The 18802-nt window shown below is 31.3% G+C and carries 17 protein-coding genes; 3 read left to right on the top strand and 14 right to left on the bottom strand.

Annotation, left to right across the window (positions count from 1 at the left end):
- Nucleotides 1-3 precede the first annotated feature (3 nt).
- The 8 genes from B2P65_RS00930 to B2P65_RS00895 form a co-directional block, all read right to left on the bottom strand.
- Nucleotides 4-939, bottom strand: a complete 936-nt coding sequence (locus tag B2P65_RS00930; RefSeq protein ID WP_346877208.1) for an ABC transporter ATP-binding protein — start codon at nucleotides 937-939, stop codon at nucleotides 4-6.
- A gap of 85 nt (nucleotides 940-1024) precedes the next feature.
- Entirely contained in the window at nucleotides 1025-1663 is a 639-nt protein-coding gene (locus B2P65_RS00925) for a response regulator transcription factor (protein WP_346847250.1), read from the bottom strand.
- Nucleotides 1664-1665: 2 nt separating this feature from the next.
- Nucleotides 1666-2817 (bottom strand): sensor histidine kinase, encoded by a 1152-nt coding sequence (locus B2P65_RS00920; RefSeq protein ID WP_346879453.1) that lies wholly within the window; start codon nucleotides 2815-2817, stop codon nucleotides 1666-1668.
- A gap of 129 nt (nucleotides 2818-2946) precedes the next feature.
- Nucleotides 2947-4167, bottom strand: coding sequence for an MFS transporter (locus B2P65_RS00915; RefSeq protein ID WP_346879452.1), 1221 nt, complete (start codon nucleotides 4165-4167; stop codon nucleotides 2947-2949).
- Between the two features lies 1 nt (nucleotide 4168).
- Entirely contained in the window at nucleotides 4169-4957 is a 789-nt protein-coding gene (locus B2P65_RS00910) for an ABC transporter ATP-binding protein (RefSeq protein ID WP_346878464.1), read from the bottom strand.
- Nucleotides 4958-5965: an iron ABC transporter permease gene (locus B2P65_RS00905; protein WP_346847246.1), complete on the bottom strand. Its 1008-nt coding sequence runs from the start codon at nucleotides 5963-5965 to the stop codon at nucleotides 4958-4960.
- A 1-nt stretch (nucleotide 5966) separates the two neighbouring features.
- A complete protein-coding gene (locus tag B2P65_RS00900; RefSeq protein WP_346879451.1) occupies nucleotides 5967-6959 on the bottom strand; it encodes an iron ABC transporter permease in 993 nt (330 codons plus the stop codon).
- The gene (locus B2P65_RS00895; protein ID WP_346847244.1) at nucleotides 6946-7890 is read right to left on the bottom strand and encodes an ABC transporter substrate-binding protein; all 945 of its coding nucleotides are present in this window, start codon (nucleotides 7888-7890) and stop codon (nucleotides 6946-6948) included. The genes B2P65_RS00900 and B2P65_RS00895 overlap by 14 nt, the downstream gene beginning before the upstream one ends.
- Before the next feature lie 174 nt (nucleotides 7891-8064).
- On the opposite strand from B2P65_RS00895, the gene B2P65_RS00890 reads away from it, so the two are divergent.
- Together B2P65_RS00890 and B2P65_RS00885 are read left to right on the top strand one after the other, a co-directional pair.
- On the top strand, nucleotides 8065-9063 hold the full coding sequence (locus B2P65_RS00890; RefSeq protein WP_346847243.1) for an AraC family transcriptional regulator: 999 nt from the start codon (nucleotides 8065-8067) through the stop codon (nucleotides 9061-9063).
- Nucleotides 9064-9559: 496 nt separating this feature from the next.
- Nucleotides 9560-9940, top strand: coding sequence for a metal-dependent transcriptional regulator (locus B2P65_RS00885; RefSeq protein WP_346847242.1), 381 nt, complete (start codon nucleotides 9560-9562; stop codon nucleotides 9938-9940).
- Nucleotides 9941-9995: 55 nt separating this feature from the next.
- Here the strand turns inward: B2P65_RS00885 and B2P65_RS00880 are convergent, their stop codons facing one another.
- From B2P65_RS00880 to B2P65_RS00855, 6 genes are all read right to left on the bottom strand, one after another.
- The gene (locus B2P65_RS00880; RefSeq protein WP_346847241.1) at nucleotides 9996-11720 is read right to left on the bottom strand and encodes an ABC transporter ATP-binding protein; all 1725 of its coding nucleotides are present in this window, start codon (nucleotides 11718-11720) and stop codon (nucleotides 9996-9998) included.
- Nucleotides 11717-12547 carry an ABC transporter ATP-binding protein gene (locus tag B2P65_RS00875; RefSeq protein ID WP_346847240.1) on the bottom strand — a complete coding sequence of 277 codons (831 nt, stop codon included), beginning with the start codon at nucleotides 12545-12547 and terminating at the stop codon, nucleotides 11717-11719. Before B2P65_RS00875 ends, B2P65_RS00880 begins: the two co-directional genes overlap by 4 nt.
- A gap of 10 nt (nucleotides 12548-12557) precedes the next feature.
- Nucleotides 12558-13571, bottom strand: a complete 1014-nt coding sequence (locus B2P65_RS00870) for an iron ABC transporter permease (RefSeq protein ID WP_346847239.1) — start codon at nucleotides 13569-13571, stop codon at nucleotides 12558-12560.
- A complete protein-coding gene (locus tag B2P65_RS00865; RefSeq protein ID WP_346879450.1) occupies nucleotides 13568-14596 on the bottom strand; it encodes an iron ABC transporter permease in 1029 nt (342 codons plus the stop codon). The genes B2P65_RS00870 and B2P65_RS00865 overlap by 4 nt, the downstream gene beginning before the upstream one ends.
- Nucleotides 14597-14621: 25 nt before the next feature.
- Complete coding sequence (locus B2P65_RS00860) at nucleotides 14622-15551, bottom strand: ABC transporter substrate-binding protein (protein ID WP_346879449.1); 930 nt, start codon at nucleotides 15549-15551, stop codon at nucleotides 14622-14624.
- Between the two features lie 811 nt (nucleotides 15552-16362).
- A complete protein-coding gene (locus B2P65_RS00855) occupies nucleotides 16363-17253 on the bottom strand; it encodes an ABC transporter substrate-binding protein (protein WP_346879448.1) in 891 nt (296 codons plus the stop codon).
- 321 nt (nucleotides 17254-17574) lie between these two features.
- On the opposite strand from B2P65_RS00855, the gene B2P65_RS00850 reads away from it, so the two are divergent.
- A complete protein-coding gene (locus tag B2P65_RS00850) occupies nucleotides 17575-18543 on the top strand; it encodes an AraC family transcriptional regulator (RefSeq protein WP_346847235.1) in 969 nt (322 codons plus the stop codon).
- Nucleotides 18544-18802 lie beyond the last annotated feature (259 nt).

Below are 18802 nucleotides of genomic sequence, written 5' to 3'. Positions count from 1 at the left end.
CCCCTAATCTCTTAAAGTTTTTCCTGTTAATGATAAAAATACATCTTCAAGCTTTGCCTCTTCATAACTAATCTTCTTTATATTAACTGTTTCTTTTTCTAATAATGAAAGCACACTAGCCAGCTTAAACTTTGAATCAATAGTTAAATTAAGTACATTATCCTTATCTGATACCTTATCGATTCCCTCTAAATCCTTTAACTTCATTATTGTTTCTCCACTTATCTCTTGAGTTTCAATAATCACCTTATTGTTAGAGAAAACTGAAGCCTTAATCTCTTCTCTATCTCCATAGGATACTTCCTTGCCTAAATCAATTATAAATACTCTCTTGCAAAGCTCCTCGATTTCCTCCATATAATGTGAAGTATAAATTACTGTAGTACCCCAATCCTTACATATATTTTTTATGAAAGAAAATATATGATTTCTTGATTGCGGATCTACGCCAACGGTAGGCTCATCCAATATTAAAACTTTTGGATGGTGGAGAATTGATACTGCAATATTTAGTCTTCTTTTCATTCCACCTGAAAACTTCTTAACCTTTTGCTTTTTAGTTTCCTCTAATCCAGTTACTTTAAGAGCCTCTGCTATTCTTTCCTTCAAAAGTTTCCCCTTTAGTCCATATAAAGCTCCAAAGAACTCTAAATTATCATAGGCATTAAGGTCCTCCATTAGAGCTAACTCCTGTGGAACATATCCCATACATTCCTTTGCCTTAATCGGCTCCCTTAAAATATCATATCCACATATTTCAATAGTCCCACTATCTGGTGTTAATAAGCTTGTCATAATATTTATTAAAGTTGACTTACCCGCTCCATTAGGTCCAATAAAGCCAAATATCTCCCCTTCTTTTACTTCATAGCTAATATTATCTAAAACTAACTTATCATTAAATCTTTTACTGATGTTTTTTACTTCTATAATACTCATAAAATTACCCCCTAGACTTATCTTACTATTATAATAAGATATTTCCAGGGGGATGGCCATAACTTAAAGTCACTACATAAATGACTTAAGTCACTATTCCATTTTTAAAAGCAAAAATTGCAATCTGCGTCCTATCTCTAAGCTTCAACTTTGATAGTATATTGGTTATATTATTTTTTATTGTTCCTTCTGATAAAAACAACTCTTCTGAAATCTCTTTATTAGTTAATCCTTTAGCTATTGCTTCTATTATCTTAAGCTCTTTCTCCAAAAGTCCATACTTATCTATATCACTTTTAATTACTCCATTACTTCCCATCATTTCTATGGCCACATCAGGATGAACTACCATATTACCTTTATAAGCCATTTTTATACCTTCATAAATTACATCATGGGAGCTATCCTTAAGCATATAACCAAAAGCCCCATACCTCATGGCTTCTCTTATATACTCCTTATCCTTAAAGGTAGTAAGAATTATGACCTTTATCTTTGTAAACTGTTCCTTAATAAGTCTTGTCCCCATAACCCCATCACAAGTTTTCATTCTTATATCCATAAGAACAACATCAACATCAGTGGTTTTGCAAACTTCCAAAGCCTTATAACCATTTTCAGCTATCCCAACAACTTCAATATCCTCATAAACTGAAAGCATTACTTTCAAGCCTTCTCTTATTAATTTCTCATCATCTACAATTAAAAGTTTAATCTTTTCCATTCCTACACCTCCACTTCCCTTGGAACTATAACCTTAACAAAAAAACCATTGTCTTTGCTAGACTTCATATGAACTATACCCTCTATCTCCGCTACTCTTTCCCTTATACTTTTAAGTCCGAGTCCACTTTCCACAATTTTATCTGTTCCCACGCCATTGTCACTAAAGGATATTACAAATTCATCTTCTGTAAAATTCATAATAACCTTAACTATAGTTGCTTTACCATGCTTTAAAGAATTTGATAAAATCTCTTGAATCATTCTATATAAATGATTAATCTGCTTAGTTGATAAATTCCAATCACCCTTTGATATAATGACCTTAACTTCTACTCCAGACATTCTCTCAAAGTTTTTACATACCTCTTGAAGTCTTAAAATTCCTTGATAGTTATCATATTCATCGGGCTTTAACTCCCTTACAGCTCTCTTCACATCTTGAAAACTTTCATTAATAAAAGCTCTTAAATTTCCTACCATATCCTTCATAGAACTATTTTCTTTCTCCGCAATAGCTTCCATGGCAGATAACTGAATCATAGCAGTAGATAAAGTATGTCCAACACTATCATGAATTTCCCTTGATATTCTATTTCTTTCCTTTAATAAAGTTAATTCCTCAATAGACTCTACATACCCTTCAAGCTCCTTATTAGCTTCTATAAGTTTTTCATCTGAAACTCTAAGCTTATCATAAAGCTGCTGTGCTTCCACCTTTGTACTAAAAAGTCTAGATATATAACTTAAAAGAATAAAGAAGATTCCAAGTAAAACAAAATTAATAATGCCATCTTCAATAGGCCTGCTAAACTTCGGATAAATTCCAATAAATAAAATTATAAGCCCTAATCCATACTTAACTACCTTACTTTTCAACGGGAATAAATCTATGGATACCCCTATTAAGTAAAAAATAATAGTTCCTCCAAAGTTCATTTGTGCTAATGGTATAAATACTAGCTCTATTACTATTGAAAGGATAGCACTTCTCTCTTTCTCTAAATAAAACATTCTCAAATGATTATTTATAATAAATAATAGAAGAAAAACTAGACTTACTATGCTCTTATTTTCAACTTCTATAAATAATTGAAAGGTTAATATACAAAATGATATGTATCTCATTAACAATAATTCTTTACTCTTTACCATAACGCTCTCCTAATATATATTTCTCTATATATTTATTTAAGCCTAAATCACATAAAATTACTAGTGTATCTTTTACATGATTATGTTTTGTTAACATTATATATAAACACCCTAGGAAGATTCCTTATCTTAAATTTCCCTAACATTCCATTTTATAAACCAAACTACTCCTATACTTAGAATTAAAGTTAATAATAGGATATTGTAAATGCTTAAATTAATATCTATAAGTTGTCCATATATTAACTGACCAGGTGCAACACTTGCTGTTGCAATAGCAGTAGAAAAAGCACTTACCTTTCCTAGCATATCTTCTTTTATTTCTTGTTGAATATAGGTTAAAGATATAATGTTAGATAAAGCTAGTGATAACATTATTCCAAGACCTCCTATAGAATAAAATCCTAAAACAACAAATTTATTTGTTCTAGTTAAATGAGTGGAAATCCCTATAATTACAATAGCTACTACCATAGGATACATAGTTTTGTGTATGTGTTTCATCTTAAACATTTTAGGTCTAAATGTTATTAATAATCCTCCTAGTATCATTCCTATAACAAATATTGCTTCTACAAAACCATATATAACTGAAGGCATATTCAATTTTATTTTAATAAAATAAGGAGATACAACACTTAGAATTGGTACTACAAAAATATTAGTTAAACCATAAGAAACTATAATTCCTAAGACAATTTTCTTTTTTTCTTTTAGATAAATAAAACTCTTTTTCATTTCCTTAAAAGATTGTAAAATAGGTTTTTTTATTTTTTCCTTTAACTGCAAATCTGGAATTTCTAAAAATAGCTCTATAATAGCTGAAATGAAAAAGCTGATAGCATTTATTATTACGATTGTTTTTATCTCAATAAAACTATATAATAAACCTGCGACTATAGGCCCAACTAAATTTACTATAGCACCAACTTGTTGAATTATTCCATTAGCTGTAGCTAGTTTATCCTTTTCAACTATTTGTGGAATACAAGCTGTAACAGAAGGACTATATAAGGTATAAATAGTAGATAGCATGAACATAATGCTTCCTACTATTATGATATTATCTCTTCCACTTATCAATATTATTGAATATATAGCCATTAACCTAGCACTGAAAAAATCAAGGTAAACCATTATCTTTTTTCTATTTACTGTATCAGCTAATAGTCCTGCAATAGGTGCAAATAATATGTATGGAATAGTTGAAATTGCCAATATCCTTGAAAAAATAGCGGCACTTCCTGTTAAATCTAAAATGTATAAGGACATACAAAATCTTTGAATTGCATTTCCAAATAAAGATATTATCTGTCCAATAACCACTATAGTAAAGTTTTTGTTTTTCATTTTATCCCCCTATAAGTTCATAATCTATGCATATAGGGTAATTTTTATTTTCACTTAATTGCAACTTACCATGAATTCCATAAATCTCTTTTAAGTTTTCTTTAGTTATAGCTTCCATAGGGGTACCTTGGCAAATAACCTTACCTTTTTTAAGTCCGATAATATTACTTGCAAACCTACAAGCATTATTTAACTCATGTAACACCATGATAATAGTAATGTTTTTTTCTTTATTTAATTTCTCTAACACTTGTAATACTTCAAGCTGATAAGACATATCCAAATAAGTGGTTGGCTCATCTAGCATAATTATATCTGTTTCTTGTGCTAAGGTCATTGCAATCCAAGCCCTTTGTCTTTGTCCTCCAGATAAATTTTCTATTTCTCTATCTGCAAAATCCGTAAGTCCTGTCTCCTCTATTGCCCAATCAATAATTTCTTTATCATGAGCCTTAAGTCCACCTATGAGTTTTTGATGTGGAAATCTTCCAAAAGCAACTAATTCTTTTACAGTAATTCCACTTGGACACACAGGGCCTTGAGGTAGAAAGGCCACTTGTGTTGCTATATACTTCTCTTTTTGTATTTTTATATCTTTTCCATTTATAAAGATATCTCCATTTTTAGGCTTTATTACCCTTGCTATTGTTTTTAGCAGAGTTGATTTTCCGCATCCGTTTGCCCCTATAATAATACTTATCTTACCCTTAGGAATGGAAAGATTCATATCATCTATTATGAGATTATCTTCATAGGCTACTGATAAATTTTTTACACTAATAGCTTCCATCTATTTCTCCTTCATCATTAAATAAATAAAATATGGCACTCCAAATATTGAAATTGTGATTCCTACAGGTATTTCAATTGGAGAAAATAAGTTTCTTGAAACTGCATCAGCAAATAAAACTATTACTATACTTATAATTCCAGATACCCATAAGAAATTTTTATGATAGGGACCAACTAACTTTCTTGCTATATGAGGAGATATTAATCCAATAAATCCTACATTTCCTGCAAAAGCTGTAGCTCCACCAGCAAGAATAACTGCATAGGATAAAAACTTTTTTCTTTCCCTATTTAAGTTTAAGCCAAGAGAAATTGCATGTTCATCAGATAAATTAAGAGCATCTAACTTTTTATAATCCAATAATACAACCATAAACATTAAAGTAACTAAGGGAATAATTACTTTTGCATAGTTCCATCCTGCTCCCCAAAGGCTTCCAGATGTCCAAATTAATACTCTATTGTAATCACCAACTCCACCTCTAAAAGTAAAGAAGGTAATAAAAGCATTTAATCCCGCATTTAGGCCAAGTCCTATAAGTAGTAATCTCTTTGGTTTAACTCCATTTCTACTTGATAATAAGTAAATTATAGTGGCTGAAATTCCTGCACCTATAATTGCCATAAATGGTAATACATAAACAGATAGAGGGCCAAGTGTACTATAGTAATTTAAAGTTTTTAATGAAACAAATATAACTGCTGCCACTGCTGCTCCAGCATTAATACCAATTATCCCTGAATCTGCTAGATCATTTTTTGTTATAGTCTGCAACAGTGCTCCTGCTGTAGATAAAGCAATACCCACAGAAATTCCAACTAACATTCTAGGGAGTCTAAGATTTAAAATTGCTGCATTTTGAAGTTTTGTTCCTTGACCTAATAAAGTTTTTATACTATCTAAAGGTGATATTTTATAAGTTCCCCAACATAAATACATAATTAAAGATGCAAGTAATAAAATAAATAACATTGAGATTATTATTTTAAATCTTTTTCTTTTCATATCAACCTCGCTCCCTTCTTGCTACAGCTATAAAGAATGGAACACCTATTAAAGCTGTAAAAATTCCAATAGGGGTTTCATAAGGACTATACACCATTCTTGCAGCTATATCGGAATAAGTTAATAGTATTGCACCTAACAAGAAAGAAAAAGGTATATTTTTTCTATAATCTTCTCCAAATATTTTTCTTACTATTTGTGGAACTATAAGTCCAACAAAGGCTATATTTTTACCAACAGCCACAGCCGCTGCACACATTGGTATCATAACAAGGAAAGTTATTAATCTTATTTTTTCTGGATTTTGCCCAAGGCTAATTGCCACATCATCCCCTAAGCTTAGAATATTTATTTTCTCTGATAGGAAAATAGCTATTATTAAACCTAGGATTCCAACTATTGCAACTAAATTAAAATCTGCCCAGGTTGCATTTCTGAAACCTCCTGAAACCCAAAAAGCAATAAACTGAGATTTATTTGATAAAAGTCCTATTATAGTTGTTAAAGAAATAAAGAAAGTACTCATAGCAGTACCTGCCAAAAGTATTTTTGCTATAGATCTATTATTTGATTTTCTTGATGTAAATCCCATCACTATAATTCCACTAAAGATTGCCCCAATTAATGAAGCTATCATAACATTTGTAGTATTTATAGTAATCCCAACAGCATAAAATATAGCTATAACCATAGTTGCCCCTTGACTTACTCCAAGAAGGGACGGCTCTGCTATTGGATTTCTTGTAACTCCTTGAATCATAGCTCCTGTCACTCCCAAAATCCCCCCTGTGAGTAACACTGTAAGGGCCCTAGGAATACGCATATCTCTGATTAGCATAGGTTCTATAGTTTCACTATAATTAAAAATACTATTCCAAACTTCTGATATTCCAATATTGGTGACTCCTAGACTAATAGCTAGGAATACACCGATTATTAGAATAAAAATACTACAAACTATAAAAGTTATTGTATTTTTATTATTTTGTTTCATTTAACATCTCCATTATTTCGTCTAAAAGCACTTGTCTACCTATTGAACTATAGCCTTGTACAAAGTAAGGTGAAGAATCTAGTTTAACAACTTTACCTTCTTTTACTTGAGGTAAATTATTCCATACCCCATTCTCTTCAAGTACTTTTAAATCTTCATATGTTGCAATCACAAATATATAATCTGATTTTATTGACGCTAATCCTTCATATGTTACCACTGGTAAACTTATATCATTTTGTTCTGGCATACCTTCAGGTTTAGCTAATCCTAAATCTTCATATAAAACATTACCAAAACCTGCTCCATCAAATACATAGAATTGACCACCACTAGCTAAGAAAGATAAATAAGTTGTATCTTTACCATAAGTTTCTTTAATCTTATCTCCAACTTCTTTTGACTTTTTATCGTAATTTTCTAACCAAGTATTTGCAGCCTCTTCTTTATTAAATACCTTTGCTAAAGACTTAACATCTTCCTTCCAGTCTAAAGCTTCTAATTTAATCATTACAGTTGGAGCGATTTCACTTAATTGATCATACATTTTTTCTTGAACTGTTGATATGACAATTAAGTCTGGATCTAAGTTCATTATTGCTTCAACATCCATAGTATCTTGCATGCTATAACCTAATATAGTTGCACCTTTTAATGTCTCTTCTAAATATGTAGGGAATTTTGTATAATCGTAAGCATCACTATTAGCAGTTCCGATTACCCTATATCCTAAAATTGATAAAATATCACTATTACCACTTAAGTCAACTATTCTTTCAGGATTCTCTGGAATTTCAACTTCTCCTCTAACGTCTGTTACTGTAACGGTTTTATTTTTTTCTTCTACAGTTGAAGTATTTGAACAACCAACTAAAATCATTGATGCCATACAGGTAGCTAGAATTGCTTTTAATACTGATTTTCTTTTCATCTATATCTTCCTTTCAATAATTAAATTCTTATATTAACAAAGCTAATTGTATATGATTATCATTATCATAACAATATTTGCACCTAATTTAATTATTTTTACATCTAAATAAAGTATTTTCCCTTGATTAATTACAAATTATATATAATATTATTTATAAGAAGGAGGATTTTTATGATAGTAAAATCTAGTGAAGAATTTAAATCTGTGGTTTTAAATAAATTATGCTTTAGTAAAATTGAAAGTAAAAACTATACTTTATATACAAATAAAAATAAGCCTGAACTTGGCCACTTAATTACTTATTCAAGAGATGGTTATTATAATTTAGGTATTGCAGACTATACAATACCTGAGGATTTTTCCATATACTTTGATAATCCTGAATATTTAATGCGTTTTGGTTTAGTTTATAAAGGAATTACAGAATTTAAAATTGAAAATAATCCTGTTTCATCCTTTACCCCTTCATCCTTCTTTGTCATTGAAAAAAATCTAAAAGGTGAACAGCATTGGAAAAAAGGACAACATTTTCATGGAACTGAAATCACTATATACGAAAATTATTTTAAAGAAATAATAAAATCTAACTTTCCAAAGATAATGGATTTTGATTCTTTTATCAAAAATTATACCTATACTTATCTACCCTTAGAAATTATAGATATTATTAATCAGTTACAAAGTTTAACTTATGAAAATTCCTTAAATAGTATTTATCTAGAAAGTAAAATTTTAGAGTGCATAGCTATATTAATAAATGAGTCCACTAAACCTGAGAATGCTTTTACTAATCAAATTAATTATGGAAATATTAATATTGGTGCTAACAGAATAATAAAACTAACCTCGTCTGATATCCATGCTATTCAAAAAGCCCATGATATTTTAGAAAAAAATTATAATAACCCTCCTAATATCAGTACTTTAAGCAAGATGGTATTTTTAAATGAACAAAAATTAAAAGCAGGATTTTCTAAACATTATCACATGTCCATTGGGGAATACACCAATCATATTAAAATGAATATTGCTGCAAACCTTTTATCTACCACAGATTTAAGTATTGAAGAAATATCTCAAAAAGTGGGTTATAATTATTCTGCAAACTTTTCTAAAATGTTTAAAAAGACTTACGGAAAAACTCCATTGAAGTTCAGAAAAACAAAATAAAGAAATCCATGGATATATACTTGTGCTTTTCGACAAATGCAATGTAGCCCAAGTAGCTCCAATTAATAAGATTGAGCTTTCAAAAACTCTTAGGTCAATAATAGAAAAAGTAGATAGTTTATTTAATCTGTACCAGTTCCTTATTGAGAAGGAACTTAACGGACATAACTATATTGAAGCAATATCATTTTATCAAAATTTTTCCTTAGATCTACTTCTAGAAATGCTTAGGATTAAATACAAACCATATAGATATAACTTCAAAGCAAGATATATCTATTATGACCTCCCTGAATATATAGTAAAAAGACTTCATATTTTTTATTTCATAAAAGATGGTGAAGAATTAAGAGAAAAACATCATTTAATACATTTCTGGATCAATATATTATATCTCTATTCTGGGAACTCCATATAAAATATGTTATTATTATTAAAAGGCATTTTATTAATGTAGAGTGAATAAAATCAACTTTAAAAATCACAGGAGATTTGTATGGAAAAACTTACTTTTGTAATGGAAAATTATTTAGAAGCTATCTATGAGTTATCAGAAGAAGGTAAAGGAGTTAAAATGACTCGTATAGCAGAAAAGCTTGGAGTAACTAAAGCCAGCACTAATAGCGCTATGGTAACTTTAGCTGAAAAAGGACTTATAACTAATGAAAGATACAAGGAAATATTTTTAACTCCTTTAGGCTTAGAAATAGCTAGATCTACATCTAAAAAGCATCATATTATTAAAGATTTCTTTATAAAAATTCTAAACATCGATAGTTCTATTGCAGATGAAGACGCTTGTGCTATAGAACACGTTATTAGTTCAGATTCTGTTTATGCTATGCAAAAATTTCTTTCAAAACATAATAATAAATAAAAAAATCAACGATTTAAAATTGCTTTTGCAATTTTAAATCGTTATTTTTTTACATTTAAGATACCTGACTTCTATATAGCATAGCATAAGTTCCTCCATAACGAATCAGCTCATCATGGGTTCCCGTTTCTTTAATGCCTGTTCCTTCTAGAACTACAATTTTATCTGCATTACGGATAGTTGATAATCTATGGGCAATTACTATAGTTGTTCTATCTTTTGAAATTTCATCTAATGCAGCTTGGATTTCTTTCTCTGTTTTTGTATCAAGAGCTGATGTAGCTTCATCCAAAATAAGAATAGGTGAATTTCTAAGGATTGCTCTAGCTATGGAAATCCTCTGTTTCTGTCCTCCAGAAAGACGTACTCCACGCTCTCCTATTATGGTATCATAACCATCTTCTAAGTTTTCAACAAAATCATGAGCATTAGCCGCCTTTGAAGCCTTAAGAACCTGCTCCCTAGTAGCTTCTTTCCAGCCATAAACAATGTTTTCATAAATTGTTCCGTTAAATAAAAAGGTGTCCTGTAAAACCATGCTTATATTATCTCTAAGACTCTTTAAAGTTACATCTTTAATATCTATTCCATCAATTAAAATACCTCCATTCTGAGGATCATAAAAGCGGTTTAAAAGACTGGCTATTGTGGTTTTGCCCACTCCAGTTGCCCCAACAAAAGCTACAGTTTCTCCTGGATTTACTTTTAAATTTATATTTTGCAAAATGTTTACTTCATCATTGTAAGAGAAAGAAACTTCCTTAAAGTCAATTTCTCCTTTAACCTTATACATTTTCTTTGCATTAACTTTCTCTTTAACATCTGTAACTTCATCCATAACCTCAAAAACGCGTCTACACCCTGCAAGTGCGGTACCTGACATTTCCATAAGTCTTGAAAAACTCTTTATAGGTCCATAAAACATACCAAGATACATAGAAAATCCTACAATATCTCCAATGTTAATTTCTCCTCTTGAAACCATAAATCCACCAAATATTATAACTATAACAGAACCTAGAGCAGTGAAAAATGCAAGAAGTGGAAAAGTGGTTTCAAAAAAGAAGCTTGCCTTTAAGTATGCTTTACTATGTTTTATAGAAAGGTTCTTAATCCTTTTTTCTTCTCTTTCCTGTTGATTGAATATCTGTATTTCTTTAATTCCAGAAAAATTATCTTGAACAGTACCAGAAAGTTCTCCCCTAACCATAGAATTCTGCTTCCATATAGGAGAAAGATGATTACTCTGCCAAAGAGTAATCATAATAAGAAAAGGAATAGTAACAAGACTTAAAAAAGCCAACTTTACATTAATAGAAAATAATAATACCCCAACACCTACGAAAGTCAATATATTAACAACAAAATCAGGAATTACGTGAGCTAAAAGAATCTCTACCTCCATAACATCATTAATAACTCTGCTAGTTAAATCTCCTGTACGACTTTTATTAAAATACTTAAGCCCCATATGTTGAAGCTTAGAGTAAAGTTCTGTTCTCATATCTGCAACATAATGTAAAGCTGCATGATGGTTTAAATATCCTGAAATAGAACTTCCAGCTGATTGAAGTACAGTTGCAACTAAAAGCATCAATCCTATTCGTAAAGATTGGGCTCCAAAATCAGCGCTTCCTTCTGTTGCTATACTTGTAAGCTCTCTTAGGGCCCATGGATTATAAAATCCTGCTATGGTGGAAATAATAACGGCTATTAATGCTAATATCAAATAAATCCAATATTTTCTGGCTCCCATAAAAATACGTAAGGTAGTTCTCATATGCCCACTGCCTCCTTTTCCTTCAACTCTACATCCTCATTTTCATCTACAATATCATAGGTAATACATACTGGACGATTACTCTTAGGTTCAATAACAACATCAGCATTGATATTGAAGGTTTTTCTAAGGACCTCTGGAGTCATAACTTCCTCAGGAGTTCCATGTTTTATGATAGCGCCTTTTTGAATAGCAATAATATAATCAGAAAATCTTGCAGCAAGATTTAAATCATGAAGTACCATAACAATAGTACACTTTTGATTACGGTTAAGCTCATATAAAAGCTTTAAAACCTCTAATTGGTGAGCAAGATCAAGATAAGTAGTAGGTTCATCTAATAAAATTAAATCAGTTTGCTGTGCTAGCGCCATAGCAATCCAAACTCTCTGTCTTTGCCCTCCTGATAAAGCATCAACTTCTCTTCTCTCAAACTCACTTAACTTAGTTGCTGTTAAAGCCCATTTAACAATTCTTTTATCTTCTTCTGTGAGATTTCCAAAACCTTTTTGATGAGGGAAACGTCCATATGCAACTAACTCACCTACAGTAAGTCCACTTGGTGCAGTAGGAGTTTGAGGAAGTATTGCCATCTTTTTGGCTATTTCTTTTGTAGGCAATTTACTTATATCTTGTCCACTTAGATGTACTACACCCTTTTTAGGCTTTAATATACGTCCAACTGCTTTTAAAATAGTTGATTTACCGCATCCATTTGCTCCTATAATAGAAGTTATCTTTCCCTCTGGTATCTGCATATTTAATTCCCTTACAATGAGAGTATCATCATAAGCTATATCTAAATTTTTAGTTTCAATACTTTTCATACAAACCTCCTTAATTTGACTTTACTAATAAATATAAGAAGTACGGTGTAGTTAATACAGTAATAATAATTCCTGTAGGAACATCGGTTCCAAGACTTATAGTTCTAGTAATAGTGTCTGATAATAGAATAATTATTGAGCCTACTAGAGATGCGGTAGGAATCAATAATTTATGATTTGAGCCTACAAACTTTCTCGCCATATGTGGAGAAATCATTCCAACAAAAAAGAAGTTTCCACCTAAGGCCACGCTGCCTGACGATAGAGCAACAGCTGCTACAGCTAGACCTATGAATTCTCTCTTTACTGCTACTCCTAATCCTGTTGCAGTTTGATTACCAAGGTTTAAAGTATTCAAAGTACGAGATTTATAAAGTACATATAAAAATAGAATCAATATCCAAGGTGCAAGAATAGAAATATACGTCCAATTGTCTCCCCAAAGACTTCCTGCACTCCATCTTTGAATAAAATCCATCTGTTTCTCATCTAACTTTAAAGTAAGCATCATAGTAATAGCACTATATCCACTTCCAACAGCTACACCTGTCAAAATTAATCCTGTAGGTGATATGCTTTTTCCTCTTTTATATGAAAGTAAAAATATAAGCACTGCTGCTGTCATTCCACCTATAAAAGCTAAAAGTGGGAGAGCAATAGCTGAAGATACACTATCTACCTTAAAAATAACTATAAACAATAATACAAATAATCCTGAACCCGAACTTATTCCCAAAGTTCCAGGACTAGCCATATCATTGCGAAGTAAACTCTGCATTACACATCCAGCTGTTCCCATACCAATACCTACAAGAATAGTTAATACAATACGAGGAAGACGAAAATCATATACTATAAGATTTTGTTTAGCTGTACCTTTTCCAAGAAGAACATTAAAGACTTCTGAAGGAGATAGATTCATTTTACCTGAGTTCACACTTATTACCGCCACAAATAACAGCACAATAGTAAGTACTAAAATAATAGTTAAGCCACGTGAAACTGAGTAACCCTTTTTCTTCATTGGAATTCCCTCCTTTGCTTCCTTGTAAGATAAAGAAAATACGGAACCCCTATTACAGCAAAAATAATTCCAATGGGAGTCTCATAAGGCTTATTAATAAGCCTTCCAACTAAATCTGCTGCCACAGTAATCAAAGCTCCATATAATCCTGAAGCTGGAATTATGTATCTATAATCTACGCCTATAAGGTAGCGGACAATATGAGGTACTATTAATCCTATAAAACCAACAGGTCCAACAACAATTACAGAAAGCCCTGTAAGTATTAAAACAACTACAGTAGAAATAGCTTTAACCTTCTTAGTATTAAGTCCAAGACCTATAGCTGCATCATCTCCAAGATTTAAAAGAGTAATTGAAGGTGATATAATAAGAGCTGTAATTATGCCCACAATAAAGAATGGGAAAACTATAGCAAGTTCACTCCATTTAGCACCTGCTGTTCCTCCAGCAGTCCAATAAGCTAAAGCATGCCCAAGTCTATATTTAATAGAAAGATATTGGCTAAAAGCACCAAATAGCATTGATATAGAAATACCTGCTAAAACAAGTCTCTGTGGTTTCATGCCTCCTCTGCCAATAGACGCAATAAAATAAGTCATACCTGTAGTAACAGCTGCACCAGTACATGCAAAAATCATCATCTGTCCATAACTTCCACCAGGTAAAAATGTCATACAAAAAGCTATAGCAAAAGAAGCACCACTACTTATACCCATAAGTCCAGAATCAGCAAGAGGATTTCTTGTGGTTCCCTGCATTATAGCACCACATATGGAAAGGCTTGACCCGACAATTATATTAGCTGCTATACGAGGAAGCCGGAGAGTTTGAATAATCTGGTGTTCAGTTAAAGAAGAGTCAAAATTAAAAATGGCTCCCCAAGCCGTAGACAAATTCATATCAGCAGCACCAAAAGAAATTGATGCTGCTGACATAATCACCAGCAAAACCACCCCTGTAATCATATAGATTGTAAAATTCAAAGCCCCTAATTGTCGCTTTTTATTATAGGTATTTTGCATATTTATTTTCCTTTCTCAATTAGAATTATTTAGCTAATGAATTTATTGCATTAACCATATAGTCAAGTTGTTCAGTAAGACTTGTAACATCAGAATAAAAGAAAAGTCCTTGATACTTTGCTGGAATTTCTATAACCCTTCCCTCTTTAACTGCAGGGATACTCTTCCAAATATCTGTTTTTGCATAATCAGATTCCTTACCTTCCTGTCTACACCATAGTATATAATCTCCAAAATACTCATTGGCTACTTCATAACTTATATGTCCACGTCCTTCTCCTGATTTTTCTATAAGTTCTTTAAGCTTGTCTGGATATTTAAGTCCAAGATATTCATATACTAAAGTACCACCTCTAGAGCCTGTCTCATAATATATACCGCTCCACTCACCAGTAGCTCCCCAATCTTCCAAAATACTGAAAGTTTTACCTTCAAATGTATCACCTTTAAAAGTTTTCTTCACATCCGCAAGTTTTTCTTCAAAGTTAGAAACCGCCTTCTCTGCTTCAGCCTTACGTCCTGTAGCTTCTCCTATGGTTTTTATACGTTCAAGAGAATCCATATCTCCTTCTGGAATAACAAGAACTGGAGCTATTTTACTGAATTTATCAAAGTCTGCCTCATCATATGTAATAATAAGATCTGGTTCTAAATTCATAACTTCTTCAGGCTCCCACTTTTCAATTTTTGTAGAAGCTTTAAGAGTATCATAAAAAGGCGTACTTTCTTGTTCCCAAGCATTATATCCAACTAAATTTAATCCCAAAGTAATAACATCTCCAACATACCAATTAGCAATAACACGCTTAGGATTAGCAGGAACTTCAATATCCCCTTTTACAGTAGATATAGTACGAACAGCTTCTTCTTTAGCAGTATCCTTAGATGAAGAACAACCAGCAAAAATCACAGTAGTCATACATATTGCACAAAATAATGACAATAGTTTTTTCATTTTATACCTCTCCCTTATAAATATTTTATATTAATCTAATAACGCTAACACCTGCGTTATATATAAATGTAAGACTAGTCTAACTTTTTAAATCGTAGCATTTATAAATTCCACTGTCAATCGCTTAAAAAACCCCTTTTCAGAAGTCATTTTCTATTAAAATAAGAGTAACTTATTGTTTTATAAGAGTTAAATGAAAATACTTCTCATCATTATGGATTGTAATTTAAATAAAATGGATTATGTTTTTCAACTCTTATCTGCCAACAATCTAAGTATTCGTAGTATATCTGAACTATGCTAATATAAAAATCCAGCAAAATTTGTTGCTGCCTTTAAAGATATCCATAGAATTACTCCTTGTTATTTAGAAAATATTTTAACTTATAAAAAATTAAAGAGCTGTATCAGATTGATTTCATAAATCAATCTTGATACGGCTTCTTTTTTCACTTTCTAAATATTTATAATTTTCTTCACTTTCTTATCCGGCGTCAGCTGTTATCGATTTACATCTCTTTCCTATATTGGATTCTAGTTCGTCTAAAAAAGGAATTAAAGTAAGTTGGTCAGATCTTTCATATGATCTTCTTTCATATTCATGAAAGTTGTGTCTACATCTGTTTTAGACTAATAATCTTTTTCATGTAATTATTATGTACAAAAAGGTGGATTCAAATTACTGAATCCACCTTTTTTATCGGCTAGGATCAAAATTTATTTTGATACAGCCCCTTGTATTATTAAGCTATAAAATTTATTAGAGAATTCCTATCTCTTTACATGAATATTATAGCTTAATTTATTTTTATTAATTTTCTAGTAATTTATCCATAATATAATTTAACTGTACCCCTGTTGAGTAAATATCAATATCATAAAACAGTGTAAAATCAATAGGTATAACATGTCCTGCCTTAACAGCGGGAATTGATTTCCAAACTGGATTATCCTCTAATTTCCCTATCTCTCCACTAAATATTATATAATCTCCAGCGTAATCCTTAATTGATTCAAGAGAAACCTCTCTATATTGATCTTTTCCTATAATTTCACTCTGTATGACATCTGGTGCTCTAAATCCGAAATGACTGTAAATTAGGTCGCCTCCACGTCCCCATTTATCACCATACACCCAAATACCTCCATTTGGGCTACTCTCAAAAATACTGAATTTCTTATCCATAATTTCTTTAGAAACTAATTGTTCCTTTGCATCATTTATTTTTTCTTTAAAATCAAATAGCACCTTTGATGCCTCTTCCTTTTTATTAAGAACCTCCCCTAAAAATGTTATTCTCTCCTCCATACTAAGAGTACTGAAAGGAATATAAATTGTAGGGGCAATTTTAGAAAACTCCTCAATCTTTTCTTCGTTTACAACAAGAATAAGATCTGGATCATATTGCATTATTTCCTCTGGTTCAAAGTTTTCCCATACTGGTAAGTCTTCTACTTCCTTTTCATAAGCACTCCCATTTGCATCATAAGTAGCTACTGGTTTAACTCCTAATGCCAAAATGTCACCCATTCCATAAGTAGCAATAACTCTTTCTGGATTAGCAGGAACCTCAATATCTCCTCTTACAGTACTTACAGTACGAACAGCTTCTTCTTTAGTAGTATCCTTAGATGAAGAACAACCAGCTAAAATTAAAGTAGCCATAAATGCTGTACAGAATAGTGATAAAAATTTCTTCATTTTATATCTCTCCCTTATAAATATCTTATATTAATCTAATACCGCTAGCACCTGCGTTATATACAAATGTAAGACTAGTCTAACTTTTAAAAGCGTAGCATTTATAAATTCCACTGTCAATCGCTTAAAAACCCCCTTTTCAGAAGTGATTTTCTATTAAAATAAGAGTAACTTATTGTTTTATAAGGGCTAAATGAAAATATTTCTCGTTATTATGGATTGTAATTTAAATAAAACGGATTATGTTCTTATTGAAAACACTTCTCAAATGATGCTATAATATTGTTACTTTAAATCAAAAAAGAGAGGGGTAAAAATTTTATGGATGAATATAATGATTCTTCTTGGAGTGCTTTAGCAGATAAATATAATTTTGTTAAAAGGCCTTATGGTAATGGACATATTTATGATTTTCCTCCTCATTGGTCAAATGGATGGATTGCAGAAATAAATGCTGCTAAGGGATTATTTGTTTCAAGTGCTTGGTTTACTCCAAGTGAACAGATAGTACATACAATAAATTCAAGTAAGCCTTTTATGATTATCTTTTGTGTTGACTGTGGAGAAATAGTCTATTCACATCAAGGGAAAAAGAGGCAAACTCTTCCTCCAATCACTAATTTAATTATTAATCCTCAAAAACCATTTACTTTTACTTTCTCTAAAGACGTACACTATTGTTTTACCAGTGTTTTAATTTTTGATGATTTTATAAAACCCTTTCTTAAAGAACGTACTAATGCACCTAAAATTAGTGTTGGTGATGCGAAGCTCTGGAAAACCCAACATTACAACACTCCTGATATAATGCTTATTTTAGAGCAAATTAGATGGGCTGTAAGAAATACAGACATGCCTTTACTTGCTTTTGAGGGGATGACTTTGCATCTTTTGTCTGCAATCACTAGAAACTTTCCTGATATCCCGAAAAGAAGAAGCAGCCGCCGCCACTACATTACTTGGGAAAATGAGCAGAAGATTTATCAAGTTAAGACTAAGATTGATGAAGATATTTTAAATACTCCAGATACAATTGAACTATGCAGAATAGCTGAAATGAGCGAAAGTAAACTTCGCGAATCTTTTAAAAATCATTATGGAATTCCTCTTTATAAATATATTCGAATAGAAACCATGAAAAGAGCCATGCAGCTCTTATCTGCTGACCATCTAAGTATTCGTGGCATATCTGAACTATGTGGCTACAAAAATCCAGCTAAATTTGCCGCTGCATTTAAAGATATCCATGGAATTACTCCTAGTGATTTTAGAAAATCTTTTAACTTATAAACACAACCTTAACTATGTAATATCAATGGTTACTGCTATAAATATCATTTATTTATGATACTGTTCATTATTATTTATTCTAAAAGATAAATAACCCTCTACAACACATTTCTGTATTGTCGAGGGTTTCATGATGTAGGCCAAGGGTCTTATACATCCATCTGACTATATCTCAATGTATAAGTTCTATACAATAGAAAAAGTGCTCCATACCACAAAGATTAGCACTTTCTCTAAGAATCATAGTTTACAGCATATA

It is taken from the genome of Clostridium sp. UBA3061 (genome assembly GCF_002367465.1).
In the GTDB taxonomy this organism is placed as follows: Bacteria; Bacillota; Clostridia; order Clostridiales; family Clostridiaceae; genus Clostridium_J; species Clostridium_J sulfidigenes.
The sequence above is the reverse complement of the archived record's forward strand: the minus strand, read 5'-3'. Positions and strand labels throughout refer to the sequence as shown.

What these genes read in the sequence shown, in the direction of transcription:
- B2P65_RS00930 (WP_346877208.1), bottom strand. Translation starts at nt 939, where the DNA reads ATGAGTATTATAGAAGTAAAAAACATCAGTAAAAGATTTAATGATAAG.
- B2P65_RS00925 (WP_346847250.1), bottom strand. Translation starts at nt 1,663, where the DNA reads ATGGAAAAGATTAAACTTTTAATTGTAGATGATGAGAAATTAATAAGA.
- B2P65_RS00920 (WP_346879453.1), bottom strand. Translation starts at nt 2,817, where the DNA reads ATGGTAAAGAGTAAAGAATTATTGTTAATGAGATACATATCATTTTGT.
- B2P65_RS00915 (WP_346879452.1), bottom strand. Translation starts at nt 4,167, where the DNA reads ATGAAAAACAAAAACTTTACTATAGTGGTTATTGGACAGATAATATCT.
- B2P65_RS00910 (WP_346878464.1), bottom strand. Translation starts at nt 4,957, where the DNA reads ATGGAAGCTATTAGTGTAAAAAATTTATCAGTAGCCTATGAAGATAAT.
- B2P65_RS00905 (WP_346847246.1), bottom strand. Translation starts at nt 5,965, where the DNA reads ATGAAAAGAAAAAGATTTAAAATAATAATCTCAATGTTATTTATTTTA.
- B2P65_RS00900 (WP_346879451.1), bottom strand. Translation starts at nt 6,959, where the DNA reads ATGAAACAAAATAATAAAAATACAATAACTTTTATAGTTTGTAGTATT.
- B2P65_RS00895 (WP_346847244.1), bottom strand. Translation starts at nt 7,890, where the DNA reads ATGAAAAGAAAATCAGTATTAAAAGCAATTCTAGCTACCTGTATGGCA.
- B2P65_RS00890 (WP_346847243.1), top strand. Translation starts at nt 8,065, where the DNA reads ATGATAGTAAAATCTAGTGAAGAATTTAAATCTGTGGTTTTAAATAAA.
- B2P65_RS00885 (WP_346847242.1), top strand. Translation starts at nt 9,560, where the DNA reads ATGGAAAAACTTACTTTTGTAATGGAAAATTATTTAGAAGCTATCTAT.
- B2P65_RS00880 (WP_346847241.1), bottom strand. Translation starts at nt 11,720, where the DNA reads ATGAGAACTACCTTACGTATTTTTATGGGAGCCAGAAAATATTGGATT.
- B2P65_RS00875 (WP_346847240.1), bottom strand. Translation starts at nt 12,547, where the DNA reads ATGAAAAGTATTGAAACTAAAAATTTAGATATAGCTTATGATGATACT.
- B2P65_RS00870 (WP_346847239.1), bottom strand. Translation starts at nt 13,571, where the DNA reads ATGAAGAAAAAGGGTTACTCAGTTTCACGTGGCTTAACTATTATTTTA.
- B2P65_RS00865 (WP_346879450.1), bottom strand. Translation starts at nt 14,596, where the DNA reads ATGCAAAATACCTATAATAAAAAGCGACAATTAGGGGCTTTGAATTTT.
- B2P65_RS00860 (WP_346879449.1), bottom strand. Translation starts at nt 15,551, where the DNA reads ATGAAAAAACTATTGTCATTATTTTGTGCAATATGTATGACTACTGTG.
- B2P65_RS00855 (WP_346879448.1), bottom strand. Translation starts at nt 17,253, where the DNA reads ATGAAGAAATTTTTATCACTATTCTGTACAGCATTTATGGCTACTTTA.
- B2P65_RS00850 (WP_346847235.1), top strand. Translation starts at nt 17,575, where the DNA reads ATGGATGAATATAATGATTCTTCTTGGAGTGCTTTAGCAGATAAATAT.